The organism is Shewanella aegiceratis, from assembly GCF_019457495.1.
Lineage (GTDB): Bacteria > Pseudomonadota > Gammaproteobacteria > Enterobacterales > Shewanellaceae > Shewanella > Shewanella loihica.
In genome coordinates, this window is record NZ_CP080416.1 from 882,972 (window position 1) to 904,673 (window position 21,702).

Annotated in this window: 20 protein-coding genes and 1 riboswitch; of the genes, 9 read left to right on the top strand and 11 right to left on the bottom strand. The window is 53.0% G+C overall.

All coding sequences use genetic code 11. The features are described from left to right. Nucleotides 1-504: 504 nt before the first annotated feature. The 3 genes from K0H80_RS03955 (at nt 505) to K0H80_RS03965 (ending at nt 3,807) form a co-directional block, all read left to right on the top strand. Nucleotides 505-936: a DUF3293 domain-containing protein gene (locus tag K0H80_RS03955; protein ID WP_011864584.1), complete on the top strand. Its 432-nt coding sequence runs from the start codon at nt 505-507 to the stop codon at nt 934-936. Between the two features lie 103 nt (nt 937-1,039). Then, nucleotides 1,040-1,216, top strand: a riboswitch (Lysine riboswitch). Between the two features lie 129 nt (nt 1,217-1,345). Continuing rightward, nucleotides 1,346-2,704 carry a lysine-sensitive aspartokinase 3 gene (gene lysC, locus K0H80_RS03960; protein ID WP_220073181.1) on the top strand — a complete coding sequence of 453 codons (1,359 nt, stop codon included), beginning with the start codon at nt 1,346-1,348 and terminating at the stop codon, nt 2,702-2,704. Continuing rightward, nucleotides 2,701-3,807: a succinylglutamate desuccinylase/aspartoacylase family protein gene (locus K0H80_RS03965; protein ID WP_220073182.1), complete on the top strand. Its 1,107-nt coding sequence runs from the start codon at nt 2,701-2,703 to the stop codon at nt 3,805-3,807. Before lysC ends, K0H80_RS03965 begins: the two co-directional genes overlap by 4 nt. A gap of 119 nt (nt 3,808-3,926) precedes the next feature. Here the strand turns inward: K0H80_RS03965 and K0H80_RS03970 are convergent, their stop codons facing one another. From K0H80_RS03970 to K0H80_RS03995, 6 genes are all read right to left on the bottom strand, one after another. Beyond that, complete coding sequence (locus tag K0H80_RS03970; RefSeq protein ID WP_011864587.1) at nt 3,927-7,778, bottom strand: S8 family serine peptidase; 3,852 nt, start codon at nt 7,776-7,778, stop codon at nt 3,927-3,929. Nucleotides 7,779-7,998: 220 nt separating this feature from the next. After that, complete coding sequence (asnC, locus tag K0H80_RS03975) at nt 7,999-8,460, bottom strand: transcriptional regulator AsnC (RefSeq protein WP_011864588.1); 462 nt, start codon at nt 8,458-8,460, stop codon at nt 7,999-8,001. A gap of 134 nt (nt 8,461-8,594) precedes the next feature. Further along, nucleotides 8,595-9,272 carry a bifunctional tRNA pseudouridine(32) synthase/23S rRNA pseudouridine(746) synthase RluA gene (gene rluA, locus K0H80_RS03980; protein WP_220073183.1) on the bottom strand — a complete coding sequence of 226 codons (678 nt, stop codon included), beginning with the start codon at nt 9,270-9,272 and terminating at the stop codon, nt 8,595-8,597. 93 nt (nt 9,273-9,365) lie between these two features. Next, nucleotides 9,366-9,653, bottom strand: a complete 288-nt coding sequence (locus K0H80_RS03985; RefSeq protein WP_011864590.1) for a hypothetical protein — start codon at nt 9,651-9,653, stop codon at nt 9,366-9,368. A 25-nt stretch (nt 9,654-9,678) separates the two neighbouring features. Beyond that, entirely contained in the window at nt 9,679-10,209 is a 531-nt protein-coding gene (locus tag K0H80_RS03990; protein WP_220073184.1) for a class I SAM-dependent methyltransferase, read from the bottom strand. Beyond that, entirely contained in the window at nt 10,184-10,600 is a 417-nt protein-coding gene (locus K0H80_RS03995) for a hypothetical protein (RefSeq protein ID WP_220073185.1), read from the bottom strand. Before K0H80_RS03995 ends, K0H80_RS03990 begins: the two co-directional genes overlap by 26 nt. A 218-nt stretch (nt 10,601-10,818) precedes the next feature. On the opposite strand from K0H80_RS03995, the gene K0H80_RS04000 reads away from it, so the two are divergent. Both K0H80_RS04000 and K0H80_RS04005 read left to right on the top strand, forming a co-directional pair. Beyond that, nucleotides 10,819-11,808 carry a 2-hydroxyacid dehydrogenase gene (locus K0H80_RS04000; RefSeq protein WP_220073186.1) on the top strand — a complete coding sequence of 330 codons (990 nt, stop codon included), beginning with the start codon at nt 10,819-10,821 and terminating at the stop codon, nt 11,806-11,808. Between the two features lie 99 nt (nt 11,809-11,907). Next, the gene (locus K0H80_RS04005) at nt 11,908-12,645 is read left to right on the top strand and encodes a dienelactone hydrolase family protein (RefSeq protein WP_220058984.1); all 738 of its coding nucleotides are present in this window, start codon (nt 11,908-11,910) and stop codon (nt 12,643-12,645) included. 89 nt (nt 12,646-12,734) lie between these two features. Here K0H80_RS04005 and corA read toward each other — a convergent pair whose 3' ends face one another. Continuing rightward, complete coding sequence (gene corA, locus K0H80_RS04010; protein ID WP_220073187.1) at nt 12,735-13,703, bottom strand: magnesium/cobalt transporter CorA; 969 nt, start codon at nt 13,701-13,703, stop codon at nt 12,735-12,737. A gap of 16 nt (nt 13,704-13,719) precedes the next feature. Next, nucleotides 13,720-14,271 carry a mechanosensitive ion channel domain-containing protein gene (locus tag K0H80_RS04015; RefSeq protein ID WP_220073188.1) on the bottom strand — a complete coding sequence of 184 codons (552 nt, stop codon included), beginning with the start codon at nt 14,269-14,271 and terminating at the stop codon, nt 13,720-13,722. 328 nt (nt 14,272-14,599) lie between these two features. Between K0H80_RS04015 and K0H80_RS04020 the strand changes: the two genes are divergently transcribed. The 4 genes from K0H80_RS04020 (at nt 14,600) to K0H80_RS04035 (ending at nt 19,149) form a co-directional block, all read left to right on the top strand. Then, nucleotides 14,600-15,343: a spermidine synthase gene (locus K0H80_RS04020; protein WP_220044353.1), complete on the top strand. Its 744-nt coding sequence runs from the start codon at nt 14,600-14,602 to the stop codon at nt 15,341-15,343. A 197-nt stretch (nt 15,344-15,540) separates the two neighbouring features. Further along, the gene (gene ahpC, locus K0H80_RS04025) at nt 15,541-16,110 is read left to right on the top strand and encodes an alkyl hydroperoxide reductase subunit C (RefSeq protein WP_011864598.1); all 570 of its coding nucleotides are present in this window, start codon (nt 15,541-15,543) and stop codon (nt 16,108-16,110) included. 176 nt (nt 16,111-16,286) lie between these two features. Next, the gene (gene ahpF, locus K0H80_RS04030; RefSeq protein WP_011864599.1) at nt 16,287-17,852 is read left to right on the top strand and encodes an alkyl hydroperoxide reductase subunit F; all 1,566 of its coding nucleotides are present in this window, start codon (nt 16,287-16,289) and stop codon (nt 17,850-17,852) included. A gap of 112 nt (nt 17,853-17,964) precedes the next feature. After that, a complete protein-coding gene (locus tag K0H80_RS04035) occupies nt 17,965-19,149 on the top strand; it encodes a GGDEF domain-containing protein (RefSeq protein WP_220073189.1) in 1,185 nt (394 codons plus the stop codon). A 27-nt stretch (nt 19,150-19,176) separates the two neighbouring features. Here the strand turns inward: K0H80_RS04035 and K0H80_RS04040 are convergent, their stop codons facing one another. The 3 genes from K0H80_RS04040 to K0H80_RS04045 all read right to left on the bottom strand — a co-directional run bounded on the left by K0H80_RS04040 (nt 19,177) and on the right by K0H80_RS04045 (nt 21,606). Then, on the bottom strand, nt 19,177-19,581 hold the full coding sequence (locus tag K0H80_RS04040; protein WP_011864601.1) for a hypothetical protein: 405 nt from the start codon (nt 19,579-19,581) through the stop codon (nt 19,177-19,179). 302 nt (nt 19,582-19,883) lie between these two features. Further along, nucleotides 19,884-20,081, bottom strand: coding sequence for a hypothetical protein (locus K0H80_RS19730; protein ID WP_011864602.1), 198 nt, complete (start codon nt 20,079-20,081; stop codon nt 19,884-19,886). Between the two features lie 106 nt (nt 20,082-20,187). Next, complete coding sequence (locus K0H80_RS04045; protein WP_220073190.1) at nt 20,188-21,606, bottom strand: cytochrome C biosynthesis protein; 1,419 nt, start codon at nt 21,604-21,606, stop codon at nt 20,188-20,190. Nucleotides 21,607-21,702 lie beyond the last annotated feature (96 nt).

The window sequence follows — 21,702 nt, forward strand, 5'->3', positions numbered from 1 at the left end:
CTTCGCGACAATTACCGAACTCACGTAGTGCTTTTATCAAACCCAATTGGTACAGCAACACACTTCATGATTAGTAAAGTATACGTATCTCTTTCAAAAGACACGCGAACTGTTACTCACTTCGATTAACAATAGTTGGGAATAGTTCCGTTAACTATGTAATATTTTCAAGTTTAAATGCTAAATCAGCCTAAGCTCACATTTTATACAGGAAATTGACTAACTTTTGATGACCTTGTCGTCGACAAGATGTAACAAAAAGTATTTCATCGTGAGATGAGTGGAAGTGAATCAACGAACTTATTGTACTCGTTTTAGTCATTTGTTAACAAATGAAATGTTAACAAAATTCCTTTGAGATTTGATGTAAATCACATTTATGTGTGTAAGTGTATGATTTTGATGGTATTAATAAAATTTAATAAAGTGACCTGTCTCACACCTCTAGGAAGGCGGAGGAATTTTGCTATAATCGACGGAATCTAATTTAGGAATATTTTAGTGATGAGCACAGCAAGCGAACATCTTTGGCAATGCTATCAGCAAACGCAGTTTTTACTTACGCAACCTTTTTCCCCTTCGTTATCATTTGCAATCATTACCGCTCATAATCCTAAAGGCCAACACCTTTCTCCCTCGCAAAACCGTCTCCTCGACAAACAGCTTCAACGTCATATTCAACGTCTTCAATATCCTTATCGTGCCCTGATCGGCGCCTCCAGTGACAGAGGCCATATGGAGAAGAGCTGGGCCGTGTCTATCGATAAGGCCGCAGCCGTGGATCTTGGCAAGGTGTTTAATCAAAACGCCATCTATTTTGTCGATGAGGACGAGCTGCAACTGGTGCCTTGTCTGGTGGAGTATGACGAGCTCACCCTGGGCAAGTTTTCCGCCCGGGTCTGTCTGGTTAGCGAGCTGCCCGACATCAGCCGATAGCAGGCGGGGGAACTTGAGAGGCTTTCATCAAGACAAGCTAAAATATCGTTGACTTTTTATTCGGTTATTTGATAGTTTTCTTGCATCCTGACCTTAAGGTTAGTGATACAGAAGAGGAGCGTTAACTAGGTAGTAAGCCCGAGGAGTCCAAACTCCGTTGACGGTTTATGAGGGAGATTAACGCCGAGGTAAAGAGATGTTTGGTTTCATCTATTTATCGGTCGACTGGGCTGAATCCCACCGATTGTCACCTGTTTTTTGGTGGAGAGCTTCTGGTGGCAATCGCTGTTTCCCGTCTTGGGGTGCGTCATCTTTGCACCAGGCTCTTCGAACGAAGTAAGTTCGGAGCGTATTCAATGTTATCTATTTCTTTTGTGTCATCGTCAGCTACTTGGGTTGAGGTGCGCTAATGTCTATTGTTGTTGCTAAGTTTGGTGGTACCTCGGTTGCCGATTATGAGGCGATGAACCGCTGCGCCGATATCGTATTGGCCAATCCTGAAACCCGCGTGGTGGTCGTCAGCGCCTCGAGCGGCGTGACCAATCTGCTGGTGGAGCTAACTCAGGAGCATGTGGACTTTGAGCGTCGTAAGCAGCTGCTCAAGGCGATCGCCTCGATTCAATATAAGATCCTCGACGAGTTGGGTCAGCCCCATGATGTGGCCGCCCGCCTCGATGCCATCTTAAGTAAGATTGCCAGCCTGAGCGAGTCGCTCTCCCAAAACCGCAATAAGGCGACCACAGACGAACTGCTTGCCCAGGGTGAGCAGTGTTCATCTGTCTTGTTTGCTGCCGTGCTGAGAGAGAAGGGCGAGCGGGCGAGTGCCTTCGATGTGCGTCAGGTGATGCGCACCGACAGCCATTTTGGCCGCGCGGAGCCGCAGATCGAGGCGGTGAAGCAGCTTTGCACTGAGCATCTGCTACCACTGCTTAGTGAGCAGCGCATCGTGACCCAAGGTTTTATCGGCGCCGATGAACAGGGAGCCACCACCACGTTAGGCCGTGGGGGCAGCGACTACTCTGCGGCCCTACTTGCCGAAGCGCTGGATGCGTCTGCGGTTGAGATCTGGACGGATGTGCCGGGGATCTTCACCACAGATCCACGCCTCGCGCCGAATGCGCGTCCTATCCCTGAGATAAGTTTCAACGAGGCGGCCGAGATGGCCACCTTCGGTGCCAAGGTGCTGCACCCGGCAACCATTTTGCCTGCGGTCAGACACAAGATTCAGGTGTTTGTCGGCTCTAGCAAGGCTCCTGAACTTGGCGGCACTTGGATACGTCATCAGGTGAACGACGAGCCTATCTATCGCGCCGTGGCGGTGCGACGCGACCAGACGCTACTCAATTTGCATAGCCTGCAGATGCTTCACGCTCAAGGCTTCCTGGCCGAGACCTTCGCCACCTTGGCGCGCCACAAGATCAGTGTGGACTTAATCACCACCTCAGAGGTAAACGTCTCTTTGACGTTAGATAAGACGGGTTCAGATTCTGCCGGAAACAGCCTGCTGAGCGAGGCCTTACTGCAGGAGCTGTCGCAGCATTGCCGCGTGCGGGTCGAAGATGGCCTGGCGCTGGTGGCGATAGTGGGCAATAAGATTGCCACCACGTCGGGTGTATGTCGCCGCGTGTTCGAGGTGTTAGAGCCCCACAATGTGCGCATGATCTGTCAGGGCGCCAGCCCACATAACTTATGTGTCCTGGTGGCCGAGTCTGAGGCGGCTCAGGTCGTCAGCGCCCTGCATCAAAACTTGTTTGAAGGGTCACTATGAAGCCGGGTCGTTCTACGCTAAAGATTGGCGAGCTCGCCACGGGTCAAGATCTCGAGCTGAATCTGTTTGAGTTTGCCCCTGAGGTGCTGACCGGGCCTAGCGTCTATATTCAGGCTAACGTCCACGGCGCCGAGGTGCAGGGCAATGCGGTGATCTATCAGCTGATGCAGGCCCTAGAAGGCTGTGAGCTGCGCGGCAAGATCACCTTGGTGCCCCTGGCCAATCCTCTGGGAATTAATCAGAAGAGTGGCGAGTTTACCCTGGGCCGGTTCGACCCCATAACAGGGGTAAACTGGAACCGCGAATATCTCGACCATAAGCTGGATATTGCTAGCTGGTATCAGGGCCATAAACACCTGAACGATGCCGAGCTGATCGCCCATTTCAGGGCCTTGCTGGTCGAGCGTTGCTATAGCCGTCTGCATGAGCCATGGGGGATCACTACGGGCCATCGTCTGGCGGTGAGCCTGCAGCAGATGGGCCATGAGGCGGATATCGTGCTGGATCTGCATACCGGCCCTAAGTCGTGCAAGCACCTTTATTGCCCCGAGTATGACCAAGATGCTGCCAAGTATTTCTCTATTCCCTATACCCTGCTGATCCCCAATGAGTTTGGCGGGGCCATGGATGAGTCTATCTTCTGCCCTTGGTGGCAGCTGAGCGAATACATGGCCACTCAGGGGCGCGAGATTGAGGTGCCCGTATCGGCCTTTACCCTGGAGCTTGGTAGTCAGGAGAATGTCGACCTGGCAGATGCCCTGGTGGATGTCGAAGGGATCATGGCCTATCTGAGCAAGCGCGGCGTGATAAGTGAACGGGTTGAGCCAGCAGAGATGCCACGCTACGCCTGTTACCTGAAAGACTATAAGAAGTATCATGCGCCGCAAGGCGGCTTGGTGGAGTACAAGGCTAAGGTGGGGCAGCCGCTCATGGCCGGTGAACCGCTCGCTAACATCTTGCGTGTCGACAGATATGGTGAGGAGGACGCGATAGTGCCTCTGAGTTTGCCGGTGGACTGCGTGCCCGTACTACATTTTGCCTCGGCGTCAGTATATCAAGGTACAGAGCTCTATAAGGTGATGACTAAGGTATTTGCGCTTTAGGTTTGGCTTTTAGCCTGGTGGATTTGTACTTCATCGTTCAGTGCTTGGTTTAGTCGCCTTTCGCGTTATCAATAAAAAAGGGAGCCAAGTGGCTCCCTTTTTCTGTTCAAGCTATCTGCTTACTTGCGACGACGTAGCGCGGCAAATGGTAGCATCAGCAGAGCGAACCAACCCAGTGAACCACCACCTGAAGATTTCTCTTCCTTGGCGTTAACTGTGATAGTCGCCGTACCCGCTTCACTCTCTAGCTCACCATCGCTGGCAACGACAGAGAAGGTCAGGGTGTTGTTACCTGCTGGAGCAGTAAACTTAATTTCTGCGCCACCGTTGTTGAAGGTAACAGGTGTACCTGCAGTCTGTGTCCAAGTGTAGGTCAGGCTGTCACCATCAACGTCTTTGCCATTGGCCTTAGCGGTTACCACGAAGCCTTCGGTACTTGTCATACCTGTAGGAGCCACGGTAGGTGCATCGTTGATGTTGTTAACCATAACATTAACAGTGGTCGCTGCGTTCAGGTTGCCTTCGGCATCCTTAGAGGTGTAAGTGAATGAGTCTTTACCGAAGAAATCATCTTCTGGTGTATAGGTAATAGAACCATCTTTCTCTAGAGTCACTTCACCGTGTGCAGGCTCGTCAACCAGTGTTGCTTCACCTAGTGCACCAGCTGGCGCAACATCGATGATGCGTTGTGCGTTAGCTGTCATGCCGTCACCAGTTACAGAGACGCGAGCTACTTTCTGGCTAACAGTGTCGTTTTCTAACACGTTTGCTTCCAAGGTCGCTTCTTCGTCAACAGAGAAGTTGTCTGTTTGACCTGGGTTGAAGCTAGTTGGCGTCGCCAGATAGTCGATCTCTACGCTGCCTGAAGAGGTCGCTTGCAGTGCAACATAATCGTCAGTAGTGACAGTGCCACCTTGTCCGTTGTAGTGGAAGGTTGTACCTACGCTACCGCTGATGTTTTCTGCACCGATAGTGACATTGCTTGGCATGTTAGGGATATCTAGGTAGTTGAACCAAATATCTTCTACGTCACCAGTTTGGATCCAAAGGCTGAAGCTGTACTTGTTGCCAGAGGCGTCAGCATATAGCTGGGCATCTTTCCACTCGACAACAATCCACTCGTTACCACCAGCAGAAACAACCTGGATACCTAGCTGTCCGCCACCCGTGTCGCCGACAGTGCCGTCGCTCAGGTCGTAGTCACTCCAGAACGGTGCCAGGATGTTGTTTGGATTCGCGCTATCTGGCAGTTCCTTGTTGTTCCAAGTACCAGATGCTGAACCGCCACCAACGATTGCGATACCGTTATCAGAGATGGTTAGCTGGGTGTAAGTTGCACCGTTGTACTTGAACTCAGGTAGGTTGAAGGTGAATGATTTCTCATCACAACCATCAGCACAAGCTGGTACATAGGCCAGGTCTAGGTCGAAGATACTTGGGCTAGCGCCAGTACCTTTGGCAGACTTAATCTGTGGCAGATCCAGTTGACCTACCCAGGTGATGCGACCAAGCGCTTCATCAACTTCGAAACCGTTTTGCGTTGCGCCGTTTAGCGTAACTTCAACGTCATCGGCAGAAGTAAGTTTAGTGCCTTCTGGTGCCATAGCGGTAACAGTTACAGTGTTTTCAAATACTGTGTTGTTTACAACGGCTTTGATTGGCATATCTTCAGCAGCTGTCAGATCAGCCTTGGTTGCCATGGTAGAGATCAGTGAAGAATCACTTGATTCTTTAGCCAGGATAGCAACTGGTAGGTGAGCGTCTTGGTGAGATGCGCTCTTGATCATGACGTTACCGAAGATCCAAGCACCGTATTCGCTGAAGGTTGAATCAACAGTCACAGTGAAGGTTGCTGATTCGCCAGCTTCCAGTTCCAGTGATGAAGGCGATACGCTGATACCTGCGCTGTCAGAAGAAGCTGAAAGCTCCCAAGAGGTCTTCTCGTCACTCTTGTTGTATACGGTACGAGTGAAAGTACAAGGACCGACACAAGAGTCAGAAGCAATTGAAGGCTTGTCGAAGGTCAGTACTGCTTTAGCCGCGGCATCTAGATCCATACGACCCGCGCCCATTGCAAATGGATCGGCAGGAGTCGCCGCATCATCATCGAGTACGCCTGCCATGTGAGCAGTAGAAGTTAGCGCTGTCTTGATGTCATTTGCTGACCAATCAGGGTGTAGCTGGCTCATCAGTGCAGCAGCACCTGCAACGTGTGGGCTCGCCATACTGGTACCAGACATAGTGGTAAAGTCAGTACCATCTTCATCAGGAGAAGTTGCCGACAGGATAGAGGTACCTGGCGCAGCAAGATCTGGCTTCAGAATGTTTTGGTTACCGTTAGGACCACGAGAGCTAGACTGGTTCAGGATATCGGCAAACTTGCTGTTAACGATACGAGTCACTTCAGCCGCGATAGTACCTGTGGTGTCATCACCCAGACCTTCAAGGATAGCTGCGCCGTCGGCGTCAGAAACCATCACTGCTGGCAGTGTTGAATCTGGCATGAACATAGAGATTGGAGCGCCTGGTACGCTGTTGTAAACGACCATAGCTTTCGCGCCCGCAGCCTCGGCATTTTCAGCCTTGGTTGCGAATGAACATGAACCGCGAGAGATCAGGGCGATACCGTCTTTGAAAGAGTCGGCAGCAAATGGCGTACAGCCAAGGGTGTTCTCTGCGTCAATGTTAGCTGCAGCGATGATAGGTGCAGTGATATCTGCCTCTAGCAGGCCATTGTTGCCCTGCAGTGCAAGAATCTCTTCACCATCAACGGTTAGGGTGTTAGCAAAGAAACGACCAGTAGTAGTGTTAGCAACGGTAATACCTGATTCGATACAGGCTGGACAACCGATAGTTTGTGGGCCGTTACCATCGTTACCTGCAGCGGTAACAACGACTACGCCAGCCGCTTCAGCAGCTTCATACATAGCCTTGTATGGGCTGTTGGCTGGGTCGCCACCAGCGCCGCCACCCCAAGAGTTGTTGATAACATCTGCACCATCGTTTACGGCGTGCTCCATTGCTTCCATCAGCATGATGTTAGAGCCGCTGCCGCGTGCACAGTCAGTCTTAGTAAATAGTGCCTTATAAACCATCAGGTAGGCTGCAGGTGCAACACCAGATAGTTCAACTTCAACACCTTCGTAGGTAGTGGTGACTTTGTTACCTACAGAGGTACCGGCAACGTGAGAGCCGTGACCACCGTAACCCAGTGGGCTCATATGCTCGTCGGCACACACTTCAAAAGTAGGTTGTGACCAACGGGCAACGATTAGTTTGTCGTTACAGAAGCTTGCATCTACTGTCGAACAGTAGTCGTCGCTTGGCATTCCTTCGGCTGGTTTTGTGAAACCTTCGCCAGCAAACATTGGGTTTTCTGGGCGAATACCTGTATCAATTACCGCTACACGAATGTCTTTACCGGCGTTTTCCATGCCAGAAACCGCTTCCCACATCGCTTCAGTGTTAATGACGTCGTGAGATGAGTCCATGTTAGCTTCGTACATAGTCTCAGGGTAGACAGACTTAACGTTTGGCATGGCCGCTAGCTGCTCGATGCTCAGACCTTGACCAACAATAGTCACACCATTGAATAGGGTCTTGAAGCTTTGCTCAACTTTGGCGTTAGGTACTTTCTTCGCCAGTTCACTCACAAATTGTGACTGCTCTTTGGCTAGGAAACTGGCGTAGCTTTGAGCTGGCGCAGACTGTACGTTAACTTTTTGGCCTTTCTTAGGGGCTGTGGCCGCCATTGACTCGATGCCGCCTTGGTATTTAGCAACGGCAGGAGAGTTCAGTTCGATGATGAAGCGCTGCGGAGCCACTTGTGAAGGCTGAGAAGCTGCTGGCTTCTTGTAGCTATCAGCAGAAGTGATTTCCGGAGCATAGGGATTTGCGGTGTACTGGTTGCTGGCTACAGCCGCACTCGAGATCAGCGCCGCTGAAATGGCTAGAGATAATTTAGTTTTCACAACTTCTTCCTTGTCAAATAGAAGTGTTTTGAGACACAAAACACTATTGGTATTGCTGTAACTTTGGTTACTAATCTTTTCTTATTTTGTTGCCGCTATGTTGACGGCTTGTTCTTTTTAACACAAAAGATTACCAAAGTTAAAGCTGGTAGAAGAAAAAGTTGTAAGCGGTTTTTAAATAGTAGTATCCACTAAGGCTGTAAGCCCCAGTGGTACTGGATTAAGGCTTTACGGCGCGGCTGATAGGATTTTGTAAACTGATGAGTGTCTCGGTGGATTGGATCTCATCGATGGATTGGATGCGGTTGATCAGTACATGTTGCAGGCCATCGATCGACTGGCACATCACCTTGACGAAGATACTGTAGTTGCCCGTGGTGTAGTAGGCCTCGGTGACCTCTTCTAAGGCGTTGAGTTTGGCGATGGCGGCGGGATAGTCGCCGGCGCTCTTGAGGTTGATGCCGATAAAACAGCAGACGTCATAGCCGAGGGCCTTGGGGTTTACCGTGATTTGGGCGCCCGTGATGATGCCCGCCTGTTTCATCTTCTCTACCCGCACATGTATGGTGCCGGCGCTGACGCCGAAACGTTTGGCCAATTCGGCGAAGGGGGTGCGCGCCTCTTCCATAAGCGCCGAGAGGATCTGGTTGTCGAGCTGATCTCGCTGAAATGAACTATCCATTGCTACATACCGTTTTAAGTCAACATTATGAGGTAATTTACGGTATTGGTTAGCTAACTGCTAATCTTTTAACGAATTAAGTAGATTTTATCGCGAAGCAGGCCCAGTGAATGCCGATAAGTTAACACCGGGCTCTATTGCTCCTCGGTGACATCCGTGAAGGGGATTGGCGTGCTGAAGGTCATAGGCTGTTTGCTGTAGGGATGGGTCAGGCTCAGCGACTGGGCATGCAGCAGCAGACGCGGTGCCAGGCGTTTGGCCAGCGGGTCGGCGTAGAAGTTATCGCCTAGGATGGGGTGCCCTATGGCCATCATATGTACGCGCAGCTGGTGAGAGCGACCTGTGATCGGCGTGAGCTTAACCAGGGTCGAGCGCTTGGCACGGCTGACGACTTCGAATAGTGTCTTAGATGCCTTACCGATTTGATGATCTACCTTCTGTTTCGGGCGGTTGGGCCAGTCGCAGATCAGCGGATAGTCGACGCTACCTTGCTCAGCCTTCACATGGCCGGCAACCCGGGCGTAGTAGATCTTATGGGTCTCGCGATCGCGAAACTGGCGCTTAAGTTCCCGCTCGGCGCTGCGCCTGAGGGCCACCACGATAACGCCTGAAGTCGCCATATCCAGACGGTGAACTATCTGGGCGTTGGGGTGATCGCGCAGGACGCGGGTGTAGACGCTGTCATGATAGGCGGGGTCGCGGCCAGGCACGGACAGTAGGCCTGAGGGCTTGTTGACCACCAGAATATCTTTATCCTCGTGGAGGATCTCGAGCCAGGGCTCGGTGGGCGGCGCATACACGAAATCAGACATGGCAAACCTTGGGTGTTAAATCGGGCTGCAAAGATACCTTTAGGGCGCGGGCGGCGCAAGTTTTACCCTCGAATCTTACGTGGTTTAGCGGGCCTAAAAGCTGTGGCCATTGACATGCATGATGGCAAAGGTCCAGACGACGAACGCCAGGCTGAGGTGGATAAAGGCGTAGATGCTCTGATCAAGCCGCTCGATCCCCTTGGCCTGCCAGATCAACTTGCCATGCAGTAAGATGTTGAGGGGAAACAGCATAAACAGCGGGTAGAAGGCGATGGCGCTGTCGTCACCGAACAGGGCGCGCGAGACTATCGACCATAACACCATGAGGGCGGTGACCAATGGCGGCGCGGCGAGTCGGTACTGTTCGGGATAGGGAAACATCTATCGTCCTTAACGCTGTGAGATCCTAGTTAGCCGGTTTACGGCCAATATATTGCGCCTTGAAGCAGGGCATCTCTTCACAGCCTACATTACCTTCGAAAGCGTGCAAAGTCTCCCAGCCATAAAAGCGCTGCGATAATTCGCCTTCGGCCAGCAGGAAGTTGGGGTTCTTGGGTCTGCCCACCTCGGCCTGCTTCTCTATGAAGGTCTCGTAGATGATGAGACCGCCGGGTTTGATGCTCGCTTTGATGAGCTCAAACAGCGGGCGGTGCAGGTAGTTGAACACCAGGACTAGGTCATATCGCGACTCGGGGAGTTGTGGTTCGCCGTTTTCCAAGTCGAGCGCTAAGGCCTGACACTGCTTAGGCAGGGCCGCTAGCCTGCCAAGGTCTCTGTCGATAAAGGTGACCTGGGCGCCATGGGCCGCTAACCATATGCCGTTACGCCCTGTGCCGCAGGCAAGGTCGAGTACCTGGGGATGGCTATTAAGTTCGAGAAGCTGGCTGCTTTGCGTCAGCAGCGGAGCGGCTTCAGCCTTTAATCTCTTTTCGTCCATCGAGGCGTCGTCCATGAATTACTGAGAAATGTCTGAGCCCGGCCGGGCCGTGGGAGACGATCACTGACAGCAAGACGATGGCGATCAGCAGCTCGGGCTTGTAGTTAGCGAGGGGAATAAATAGCGCCAGCAGGCAGAGTTTCACCAGGGTCAACACGCCCTTTAGTTGGATCAGCCAGCGCCAGTCTCTGACCACTTCCCACAGCATCAGCAAGCTGCCTGTGCTCATGGCCAAGATCCAGTAATTGCACCACAGGCTTTTATCCACTCCGAGTAAGATGCCGCCGCCGGCACCTGTTATGCCTAAGATGTGCAGGGCGCGCAGGCTGGTCTTGCTCAGGCGTTGCAGCCAAAACTGTTTCTCGGAAATCTGCTTGTGCTTTTGACTCATGGGGCGAAAGAAGACTGAAAATTTGCGCCAGCTTAGCAGGAAATCGGCATAAAACACATTGACGGCTCACAAAGTTAACTATTTCGTGATCTAAGCGCGATTTATCTTTGCTAAGTCACATATTTCCTTGGCTATAATGGAGCCAAGACAGGCAGGGGCTTTGTGATACTAGGGTGACAAATCTCTGTCTAATGTTGAATCACTTTTAGGTAGCTAAGATGAGAATAGGTTTTTTTAGTGCTAAGCACTATGACATGGAACATTTCAACCGCACCAACCAGGCCTTTGGCGCTCAGATTGAGTATTTCGACTATCGCCTCTGTATGCAGTCGGTCAAGCTGGCCTATGGTTTCGAGGTGATCTGCGCCTTCGTCAACGATTCGCTATGTGAAGAGGTATTGGTAGAGCTAGCTAAAAATGGCACTAAGATCATTGCGATGCGCTGCGCCGGATTTAACAACGTCGATCTCGAGGCGGCCAAACGCCTGGGGATCAGGGTGGTGAACGTTCCCGCCTATTCGCCCGAGTCGGTGGCCGAGCATACTGTGGCCCTGATGCTGACCCTCAACCGTAAGGTGCACAAGGCCTACCAACGTACCCGCGATGCCAACTTCTCCCTCGAGGGGCTGGTGGGCTTCAACATGCATGGCCGCACAGTCGGCGTGATTGGCACGGGTAAGATAGGGGTGGCGACCATCAAGATCCTGCTGGGCTTCGGCTGTAAGGTGGTAGTTTACGATCCTTACCCTAACCAGGCAGTGTTGGATATGGGCATCGAATATCTGTCGCTGGACGAACTCTACGCGGTGAGCGACATCATCAGCCTGCATTGTCCGCTGACCAAAGAAAACCACCATCTGCTCAACAAGGCAAGCTTCGATAAGATGAAGCCTGGTGTTATGGTGATCAATACCAGCCGTGGTGGTCTGCTTAATGCCTTCGATGCCATGGAGGCCCTCAAGACGGGGCAGATAGGCTCCCTCGGGCTGGACGTGTACGAGAATGAGAAAGAGCTCTTCTTCGAGGATAAGTCGAACCAGATCATCCAGGACGATGTGTTCAGACGCCTGTCGGCCTGCCACAACGTGATCTTTACCGGTCACCAGGCCTTCCTCACCGAAGAGGCGTTGGGCGCCATAGCTCACACCAGCCTGACCAATGTGCGTCAGCTGCTCGATGGCGAAGCGTGTCCTAACCAGCTATTTTAATTTCTTTCATTACTTTAATTTCGTCAGCCGGGTTTCACCTGACAAGGGGAGCCCAGGCTGATAACTTAAGGATAAGTTTATTGGCCTGAGGGCAAGATTATGATGGTAAAACAGGAAGTTCACGACATAGACACCCCTACGGGCACCATGCGCTGTTATCTCTATCGTCCCGACAGCGAGGGCTTGTTCTCGACAATCATCTTCTACTCGGAGATTTTCCAGCAGACCGCGCCAATCGCCAGGGCCGCGACCATGTTGGCCGGTCACGGTTTCGTGGTCTTGGTACCGGAAGTTTTCCATGAACTCAACCCCATAGGCACTGTATTGGCCTATGACGATGAGGGCAAAGACAAGGGCAATCAGGATAAGTTTACCAAGGCGCTGGAACATCACGACAGTGATACCCAGGCCCTAGTCGACTTTGCCATGAGCCAGCCCTTCTGCACCAATCAGGTCGGTGCCATGGGCGTCTGTATCGGCGGTCATCTGGCCTACCGCGCCGCGCTGAATATCGATGTGGTTGGTGCCTTCTGTCTCTACCCTACGGACATCCACTCCGGCACCCTGCCAGCCAATCCGGGTAATGATTCCCTGAGCCGCACCGGAGATATTGAGGCGGAGTTGGTGCTGGTGTTTGGTAAGCAAGATCCCCACGTGCCGAGCGAGGGGCGCAGGCTCATCTACGATAGACTCACTGAGACGGGGCGCAAGTTTACCTATCTCGAGGTCAATGCTCAGCATGCCTTTATGCGTGATGAGGGCGACAGATACGATCCCGCGCTGGCATTGCAGATCTATCAGCAGGCGGTGGCCTTCTTCCATCGGGTGCTGCGCTAATCTGCGTGCGTAAAAAGTGAATAGAACAAAAAGGCGAACCTAAGGTTCGCCTTTTTACTTTAGTCGAGACAATCCGCGCTACAGGCTAGCTAGAGCCATTTGCGGCGCCTGAATAGCCAGATCAGTACCGCAGTGATGGTGAGCATCACCCCCCAGACGATGAAGTAGCCATCTTTGTGTTTCAGCTCTGGGATATACTCGAAGTTCATGCCATAGATACCGGCGATAAAGGTCAGCGGCACGAAGATGGCGGTGATGATGGTCAACACCTTCATGATGTTGTTCAGCCTATGGGCGCTGATGGAGATGTAACCGTCTATCAGATCGCTTGAGACCTGATAGAAGAGGTCCGCCAGACTGGCCGCCCTGTGTTGATGCTCGCACACGTCGTTGATCTCATGGTAGAGGCTGTCGTCGAAGGGGATAGAGGGCTCGCTGCGCAGGCTGTCGAACAGCTCCACATGGTAGTGAAAGTTGCGTCTCAGCCGGGTGAGATCTGTCTTGTAGAGTACTACCTCGGCCAAGATCTTATCGTCCGCCGTGGTGAGCATCACGGTTTCCAACTCCTCTAACCGGCTCTCGAGATCGAACAGGATCTTATGATAACGCTTGATCACGTAGCGGCTGAGTTTCAGCGCTACGGCCCCTGTGTTTTGCAGCGACAGCTCGCCCGCCTCCAGCGAGGTCATGGTGCGCTCGATGGAGAGCGAACGCTTGCTGTGGCGTGTCACGATAAAACGTGGCCCCACAAACAGCGCCAGCACTATGTTGTCGCAGTTGATGGAGTCTGAATCGGCCGACAAGCCCCTGAGCAGAATAAAGGTATGGTCATCGAAGTCCTCTATCTTAGGAGGATGGCGATCCCGCGAGGCGTCCTGCAGCGCCAATGGGTGCAGGCCGAAATCCCGCTGCAACGACTCGCTCAGCTCGCTGTCTATCTCGCCGTCGATATTGAGCCAGAGTATGGTGTTGTCCCTCTGTTGCCAGCTGGCGACCTGAGACGCGTCGCCCCGGGTGAGCGAATTATTTTGCGGATCATAGAGTAATGTCGTGAGCATCGCGGCCCCCTGTCGGTTAATCGCTTTGTACTTGAGTATGGTCTTTCTCGGGCGATTCGCTCAAGGGCTTGGCCTGAGTGTGCGCCTGAGTCAGTTTCAAAACCCCTTTTTGTAGCATCAGGTTGTTAGGGTAGGTGATGGTGATGCGGTCGCTACGCTCGATCAACACGTGAAACAGGCTGATCTCGGCAATGATGCCGCTAACATCTTCATCTTTGTCGATAATCTTGATGCGATCGCCAATACGATAGGGGAAGACGAAGAAGATCAAGATCCCGGCGGTGATGTTACTCAAAATTGACCATTGGGCCACCAAGGCCACGCCAAGCACGGCAAATACCGAGGAGATAAACAGCGACACCTGCTGATATTCGATGCCGAGTGAAATCACCCAGAGACAGGCGATGATGATAAACAGCAGGTAGGTAATATATTGGGTCACCATCTTGGTGCGTTTAAAGGAGACCTGTTTGGACTCGGCCAGCTTGGCGATCCAGTTGGTGAGCAGACGCTGGGCGAAGATGAAGATGCCGATGTAGAGACAGCTGACGAGTAGGGTTTGTGTCATGGTAAATTGCAAATGAGCCAAAGATTTCAAACAAATACTACAAGGCTTGCCCGATTGCAACGCGAGAATGATGGGCCGAAGGAGGGGAGGCTGCTTAGTTCTTATGCTTAACTCACGAACTAAACTCGTGCGCCTGCCTCACGTTTTGTATAAGGCTCTGTAAAAGGGCTAAGGAAAGGGATCTGCCTGCTGTTGTGTGCGCAGTTGCCTTTGCTGTTGCCTTTGCCGTTGTGGGGGCTTTTGCGGCATACTAGCGCCTTTATTTCGCCTAACCTTTGTTGCGTTTGAAAACCTGCGCCTAAGATGAAGCGTCCCTGCGGAGAGACAGATGTCAGACTATAACACCCTATATACCGGCGAAGATGACCACGGCCCACTCCTGGTCATGGAAGATAAGGAGGTTCGCCTGCTCTCCTTTGGGGATAACGATGAGCAGAGCAAGCTGCTCAAGTCGGCGCTGCATGTGCCCATGCATACCTATCTGCAGGCCATGTTGCTGGTGCTGCTGTTTATCAAGCCTAAACGCGTCATCGTACTCGGCCTGGGTGGTGGCGGCCTCATTCATGCACTGCGTAACTTCGACCGCGGGATTAATATTACCGCGGTAGAGCTGAGGGAGGCGGTGATCGAGGTGGCCAAGCGTTATTTCTGGTTGCCGCTGGGTAAGAAGCTCAACCTGATTCATCAAGATGCCAATGCGTTTCTGGCAGACGGGGATCATAAGAAGGCCGACGTGATCTTCGCCGACATCTACCATGGCGACGGCGTGGACGAGCAGCAGCTTAGCGAGACCTTTATCGCTAATGCCGCCGCCCTGCTCAAGAGTGAAGGTTATTTGGTGCTCAACTGCTGGAAGGAGCATAGCCGTAACGCCACCCTGCTGGCCCTGTTACAGAAACACTTTAGCGACGTGCGCGCCTGCCTGACGGGTGGCGGCAACTGGGTGGTGCTCGCCGGTAAACAGGCGCGCCAGATAAGTGCCAGCGGACTCAAGGCGGAGGCGCAGCAGTTGTCGCTGCTGCTGGACTTTCAGTTGGGCCGCAGCCTGACCCGCTTCGAAACCTGGGAGTGAGACCGACTCGCTCTCCTTAATCGGTTTTATGTCGTCATGCCAATGATAATCTTAAAAACCGATTAGCATGATAGCTTTTATCCGTTATATTTAATTATCCAGTCTCGTTATTATCTCCTCATCGACAAAGAACACGGGGTCAAGGCAAACGCCTCACCTCACAAACTTACTCTTAATAACGAGCACTGGAGCAAGCAATGACTCAATCTATCATCAACACCGAAATCAAGCCTTTCTCAGCCACTGCATATCACAAGGGCGATTTCGTCTCTGTGACTGAGCAAGACCTACTGGGTAAGTGGTCTGTGGTTTTCTTCTACCCTGCCGACTTCACCTTCGTCTGCCCAACAGAGCTGGGTGACATGGCTGACCATTACGAGAAGCTACAGTCTATGGGTGTTGAAGTTTACTCTGTATCTACCGACACTCACTTCACTCACAAGGCGTGGCACGATAGCTCAGACACTATCGGCAAGATCAACTACCCAATGATCGGCGACCCAACCGGTGTTATCTCACGCAACTTCGGCGTGATGATCGAAGAGGAAGGTCTGGCGCTGCGCGGTACCTTTGTGATCAACCCAGAAGGTCAGATCAAGGTTGCCGAGATTCACGACCTGGGTATCGGTCGTAGCGCTTCTGAGCTGGTTCGTAAGATCCAAGCGGCTCAGTATGTTGCGACTCACGACGGTGAAGTTTGCCCGGCAGCATGGCAGCCAGGTGAAGAGACCCTAGCGCCTTCACTGGACCTGGTTGGTAAGATCTAAGATCTTCCTCCTCAAGGTCGCCCGGGTCTCATCATCTCGGGCGACCCGGCGAAAGCCAAAGTAGTTTAATCATCATTCTTTTTCATTGCCGGTTCACCTCCCCCTGCATGCGAGCCGGCAATTTTTCCCTATGTTTTTGGCTCCCTTCTGGGGGCCACTTTTTCCTAGGAGTTATCATGTTAGATGCGAATGTGAAAAATCAGCTGACTACCTATCTGCAAAACCTCAAGCGCCCAGTTGAACTTGTCGTATCGGCAGATGAGCGTCCTAAAGCAAAAGAGTTATTGTCGCTGGCAACCGATATTGCCGCGCTTTCAGAATTAGTGTCATTGACCGAATCTGTGGGTGAGCGTACCCCGTCGATGACTGTGACTAGCCCTGACACCGGCAGTCAGATCCATTTCGCCGGCCTGCCAATGGGCCATGAATTTACCTCTCTGGTGCTGGCCCTGCTGCACACAGGCGGCCATCCGATTAAGCTCGCACCTGAGGTGATAGAGCAGATCCGCGACCTGCCGGGCGAGTATCGCTTCGAGACCTATGTGTCACTCAGCTGTCAAACCTGTCCCGAGGTGGTGCAGGCGCTCAACATGATGTCGGCGATCAACCCTAACATTCAAAACACCATGATAGACGGCGCCCTGTTCCAAGATGAAGTGAACGAGCGCAACATCATGGCGGTACCCTCTGTCTACCTGAACGGCGAGCCGTTTTCTGTCGGTGGTATCAGCGTGGTCGAGATCCTCAATAAGCTGGACGTCAATGCGGCCAGCCGTCAGGCGGAAAAGCTCAGCCAGAAAGAGGCTTTCGACGTGCTGGTGGTCGGCGGTGGCCCGGCTGGCGCATCGGCGGCCATCTATGCGGCCCGTAAGGGACTGAGAACCGGCATCCTGGCGGACAAGTTCGGTGGTCAGGTGGCAGAAACCGTGGGCATCGAAAACTTTATCTCGGTCAAGGCGACCGAGGGGCCTAAGCTGGTGGCTAACCTGGAAGCCCATGTTCACGACTATGATGTCGATATCATGGATAACCAGCGCGCCCTGAGCCTCAAGTCAGGAGAGCTGTTTGAGATCCAGACCGAAAGTGGCGCACTGCTGCGCAGCAAGACGGTACTTCTGGCCACGGGCGCTCGCTGGCGCGAGATGAATGTGCCGGGCGAGAAAGAGTATCGCGGCAAAGGCGTCGCCTACTGCCCGCACTGTGACGGCCCGCTGTTTAAGGGCAAGCGCGTGGCTGTGATTGGCGGTGGTAACTCGGGCATAGAGGCGGCCATCGATCTGGCCAATATCGTCGAGCATGTTACCGTGCTGGAGTTCGACAGCAAGCTACGCGCCGACGAGGTGCTACAGCGTAAGGCGGCCTCCATGGGCAACATAGAGATCATCACCCAGGCGATGACCACAGAAGTGGTGGGCGATGGCACCCGGGTACAGGGCCTGAACTACACAGACAGAGCCACGGGTGAGCAGCACCATGTTGCCCTGGCGGGTATCTTCGTACAGATAGGTCTGGTGCCTAACGCCGAGTGGCTCAAGGGCACAGTTGATCTTAGCGAACGCGGCGAGATCATCGTCGATGCCAAGGGCCAGACGTCATTGCCGGGCGTATTCGCCGCAGGCGATGTGACCAACTCAGCCTTTAAACAGATCATCATCGCCATGGGCAGCGGCGCGACAGCCTCTCTGGGCGCCTTCGATTACCTAATCCGTCTCGGCGAGCCGGCGGACGCGGAAGCCGCCTAAAGGTACAAAATGCCACAAAATAAACAGTCAGCTTTATGCTGGCTGTTTTTTTTTTCGTCTTTATAATTACTTAAGCTTATGACGAAAGCAGAAGAGGGCGGGCACAGACACGATGAATAGTAAGCCAAAAAGCTTTGACGAACTCCTAATCCAAGAGACCCACATCTATCTTTGTCGCTCGGTAAAATGGACCGCCTATCTATCCGTGTTCCTACTTGTCGCCATCTTCCTTGCGTCCATGCTACAGAAGAATAGTCTTCTGACGCTGCAGGATCTTCTGGTGCTGCAGATGCCGACCCTATGCATCGCCCTGTTTGGTCTGGCGGGGATCCTCTATCGTCAGCCAGAGCAGCATCGCATGGGGCTGGTGTTGGCCTATCTCTTGGTGTTAGAAGTTGCCTGGATCTACTTTGTGGTGGGCCATTACTGGCTCACCAGCTCCTATAACCTGTTGGGTGAATATGGCTCTCTTGCCACAGTCGATTCGGTAACCGACGTGCTGGTATTTACCTTCGCCATCTCTCTTTTCCCGGTGCGCCGCTGGCTCCTGGTCAGCGTGGTGCCTCTGCTATTGGTTAGCCTGGTGACCCGGCTTATCGAGATCCCGGAAAATCCTATCTTTGCCCTGACCAAGTTTGTCTGTCTCTTGGTGATCATCATTACCGGGCAGAAGGTGCTGCTGCAATGGTTTCGTAAGGCAATCTTGCGCGACGCCGAGAAACAGCAGCTGTTGCAGCAGTTTAAGCGTATGGCGCTGATAGATGGTCTAACTGACCTGAGTAACAGGCGTCATTTCGATGAGGTGCTCGCCTTGGAGATCAAGGCTGCCGAGCGCACCGGTGACCCCCTGAGTATGATCCTGCTGGACGTGGATTTCTTCAAGCGCCTTAACGACAGCCTGGGCCATAGCGATGGCGATCGCTGTCTGGTAAGGCTGGGTGAGGTGTTACACGGGGTGGCCTCCCGGCCTCGGGATCTGGCGGCGCGTTACGGCGGCGAGGAGTTTGCCATCATTTTGCCCGATACAGATCTCAGTGGTGCGCGTCATATTGCCGAGCAGATACGTTATGAACTCAAGGACGCCGAGATCCCCCATCCCGACTCGACACTCGGCGCCTATGTCACCGTCTCTCAGGGCGTCTGCCTATGGCAGCCGGGGTTAGATGCGGATGAGCTGCTGGCCAGCGCCGATCAGCTTCTCTATCAGAGCAAGGCCCAGGGACGGGATAGATGTAGTACTGGGGTGGCCAAGGGGGAGGCGGCCGAAGATAAGGTCGTCAGTTCCTACCTGTCTTGAGGGCGCCTCTGGAAGGCGCCCATAAGGCTAGCTGTATTTGGCGTCTATGGCCTTGAGCGAGCGTAAAAACAGCCCCAAACCGCCAATTGCCAGCACCAGTATGACCAGGAGATCGAAGGTGGTCATGGTCCTGAGGTTGAATCTGACGCTGGAGAGTACACCAAAAATAAGCGCCGTGAGCGACCCCAGGGTCAAGAGCCAACCCAGCAGGTTTCTGGCGTTATAGAAGATGATGCCTATGCCGAAGATAAGCGGGATCAGTATGGTGCCGCCGGTGATCCCCATGCCACCGACGTTGTAGAGTCGATAGCCAAGGCTAAAGTTTGAAGTCACTGAAATGGCGTTCAGCAGCAGGTAGAAACCACCGCACATCATCACCAGGCCTACTAAAAACAGGCCTATTCCTCCGGAACTGCCGCCGGCTCCTCGCATCTTGTTATCCTCCATAATTAATCTTCCACTATTTGTGACTAGCTTTCTGTGCCTTGCTGTCTGTAACTTGATATCTGTAACCAGCTTTGGCGCCCAATGCTGTTTGAGATGCACGCCTTGGCATATAGCAGGGTCGGCCCAGCTTAGTATTTTTTAGCGCGTTAGCCAAATATCTTTGTTAGATGTCGGCAAGCCTTGAGGCAGGCAAGGGGAGTGATGAGCCTGAGGCAACATCAAACTGCGACAAATAAGGGCCATAAAAAAAGCCCTCATGATGAGGGCTTTGCGAAGTTCGCTCTGATCTAAGCTGTGGTATTAATGTTGTGACCACTATTTCCCACAGGCCCAGCGCTAGGCGCCGAGTCAACCGCTTCAATCAGTTGTAGTGCAATCTCTCCCTCTGCCTGCTGCTGCTCTTTGGCGAGCTGTGCAACTTTAACCCCAACGCTTCCATTGCTTAGATTAGGTTGTAGATTACTGGTTCCAACTGTTATTGCCATGATTACCGCCTTAAACTGGGTGAGAGCCTATAGTTAACCGAAAAATTCGCTTAGGTTAACTATAGTGCTATCGGCAGCGTTTTGGAAAACTTTAGCCTTTGCCAAATTAACTGGTGGCGCCGCGTCTCTCTATCAATTTGCGTCCCATGCTGATGATGAAGGTCAGGCCGATGGAGGCGAAGATCAAGCCAATGGCCAGGCCCGCATTTTGCAGCGCGGTCGGATCCAGGGCCAGCATGCCGCCCAGGCCAATCATCATGATCCCCGACATCAGCTTCAGTGTCTGTCCCTCTTTCTCGGTGAGCTTGCGCTTACCCAGGGTGGCGCTGAAGGCGATCACGATAGCCGCCAGCGGGATCACATAGACTATGTTGTAGAAGGCCAGGTAGAGGTAGCGCTCGAATGCCGGCAGCTCATGCATAGACAAGACGCTGGTGTAGATCATCGGGAAGCCTGCGGTGCACAGCAGCTCATAGGCGTTGGCCAATATGGCCAAGACCACAGTGCCGGCAATCATCGCCGCCATGCTACTGGCGCTGGTGAGTTTACCCATGCGCTTTATCAGCCCGGTGCGGTTTTCCGCCGACATAGAGAGGCTGACCTCGCCCTTGGTGAAGAAGTATTCCTTGATGTTGATGGCACCGGCGACCAACGCCATCAGGCCCGCCCCGAGTATGATGAGGCCACCGTCGCTCCCTGCGCCCAGCAGCTCGAAGATGTTGAGCCAGGCGATCATAAACAGGAAGTAGATAAAGCCCGAGAAGAAGACGAAGATGCCGCCGACGATCAGCATGCGGCTGCGGCTCTTGGCGTTGACCATGATAGAGAGCAGAAACAGCAGCACGAAGAAGGCGCAGGGGTTAAAGGCATCGACCCCGGCGAGCACCACGGTTAAGACCGGCAAGGAGAGCTGCTCTGGCGCCACCACGCCGATCAGTGGCAGCTCTATGGGTTGTACCTTAGTGACGGGCGCGGCAGGTGCGCTTTCTTCCAGCCCCAGGTCACAGGTACCGGGCTCGCTACTGGCGCTACAGGTGGCAAACAGTGGCTCGCCCTCAGCGGATGCCATCCCTGTCTGGGCCACCTGATCATTGTCTGCGACCACACCACCCAGGGCGCGGTAACAGGCCTTGAGCTGCTGCAGAATAAATTGTCCCGTCACGGCTTCGCTGCTGTAGCCTACGGTCGCCTGTTCACAGGCGGCGATATAGGGCACGGAGCGGGCGGCAACCTTGGTCTGCTCGGCGATTGCCTGCCATTTCTCCCGGGTCCCCGCCTGAGACACCATGTGTGACTCCAGCTCTATCCAGGGATACTTTTCCGGCAGACTGTCGATGAAGGGGTGCGCCTCGGCGCAGTGCGGACAGGTCTTAGACCAGAAGAAATAGAGCTTAATCTTCAGCTGGCCGTCGGCGTCGACATAATGCCAGGTGGCATTCTGAGACGCAGCGTGTTCCTCGGCCTGTGCGAAGCTGGGTAGTGCGCTCGAGAGTAACAGAAAACAAAACATCAGGGCTCTAAACATAATCCCTCCCCGGGGCTGACTTGCCAAAAGACGATGACAAAGGCGTGAATCCTCTAGGGCCTGTTTATTTTTCAGGTTTAATTTTTGTTCAATCTA

Coding starts and splice junctions, on each gene's coding strand:
- K0H80_RS04045 (WP_220073190.1), bottom strand. CDS start 21,606: ATGTTTAGAGCCCTGATGTTTTGTTTTCTGTTACTCTCGAGCGCACTA.
- K0H80_RS03965 (WP_220073182.1), top strand. CDS start 2,701: ATGAAGCCGGGTCGTTCTACGCTAAAGATTGGCGAGCTCGCCACGGGT.
- K0H80_RS04000 (WP_220073186.1), top strand. CDS start 10,819: ATGAGAATAGGTTTTTTTAGTGCTAAGCACTATGACATGGAACATTTC.
- K0H80_RS04005 (WP_220058984.1), top strand. CDS start 11,908: ATGATGGTAAAACAGGAAGTTCACGACATAGACACCCCTACGGGCACC.
- K0H80_RS03995 (WP_220073185.1), bottom strand. CDS start 10,600: ATGAGTCAAAAGCACAAGCAGATTTCCGAGAAACAGTTTTGGCTGCAA.
- asnC (WP_011864588.1), bottom strand. CDS start 8,460: ATGGATAGTTCATTTCAGCGAGATCAGCTCGACAACCAGATCCTCTCG.
- K0H80_RS03990 (WP_220073184.1), bottom strand. CDS start 10,209: ATGGACGAAAAGAGATTAAAGGCTGAAGCCGCTCCGCTGCTGACGCAA.
- K0H80_RS04035 (WP_220073189.1), top strand. CDS start 17,965: ATGAATAGTAAGCCAAAAAGCTTTGACGAACTCCTAATCCAAGAGACC.
- ahpC (WP_011864598.1), top strand. CDS start 15,541: ATGACTCAATCTATCATCAACACCGAAATCAAGCCTTTCTCAGCCACT.
- K0H80_RS04020 (WP_220044353.1), top strand. CDS start 14,600: ATGTCAGACTATAACACCCTATATACCGGCGAAGATGACCACGGCCCA.
- K0H80_RS03985 (WP_011864590.1), bottom strand. CDS start 9,653: ATGTTTCCCTATCCCGAACAGTACCGACTCGCCGCGCCGCCATTGGTC.
- rluA (WP_220073183.1), bottom strand. CDS start 9,272: ATGTCTGATTTCGTGTATGCGCCGCCCACCGAGCCCTGGCTCGAGATC.
- K0H80_RS04015 (WP_220073188.1), bottom strand. CDS start 14,271: ATGACACAAACCCTACTCGTCAGCTGTCTCTACATCGGCATCTTCATC.
- K0H80_RS04040 (WP_011864601.1), bottom strand. CDS start 19,581: ATGCGAGGAGCCGGCGGCAGTTCCGGAGGAATAGGCCTGTTTTTAGTA.
- K0H80_RS03955 (WP_011864584.1), top strand. CDS start 505: ATGAGCACAGCAAGCGAACATCTTTGGCAATGCTATCAGCAAACGCAG.
- ahpF (WP_011864599.1), top strand. CDS start 16,287: ATGTTAGATGCGAATGTGAAAAATCAGCTGACTACCTATCTGCAAAAC.
- corA (WP_220073187.1), bottom strand. CDS start 13,703: ATGCTCACGACATTACTCTATGATCCGCAAAATAATTCGCTCACCCGG.
- K0H80_RS19730 (WP_011864602.1), bottom strand. CDS start 20,081: ATGGCAATAACAGTTGGAACCAGTAATCTACAACCTAATCTAAGCAAT.
- lysC (WP_220073181.1), top strand. CDS start 1,346: ATGTCTATTGTTGTTGCTAAGTTTGGTGGTACCTCGGTTGCCGATTAT.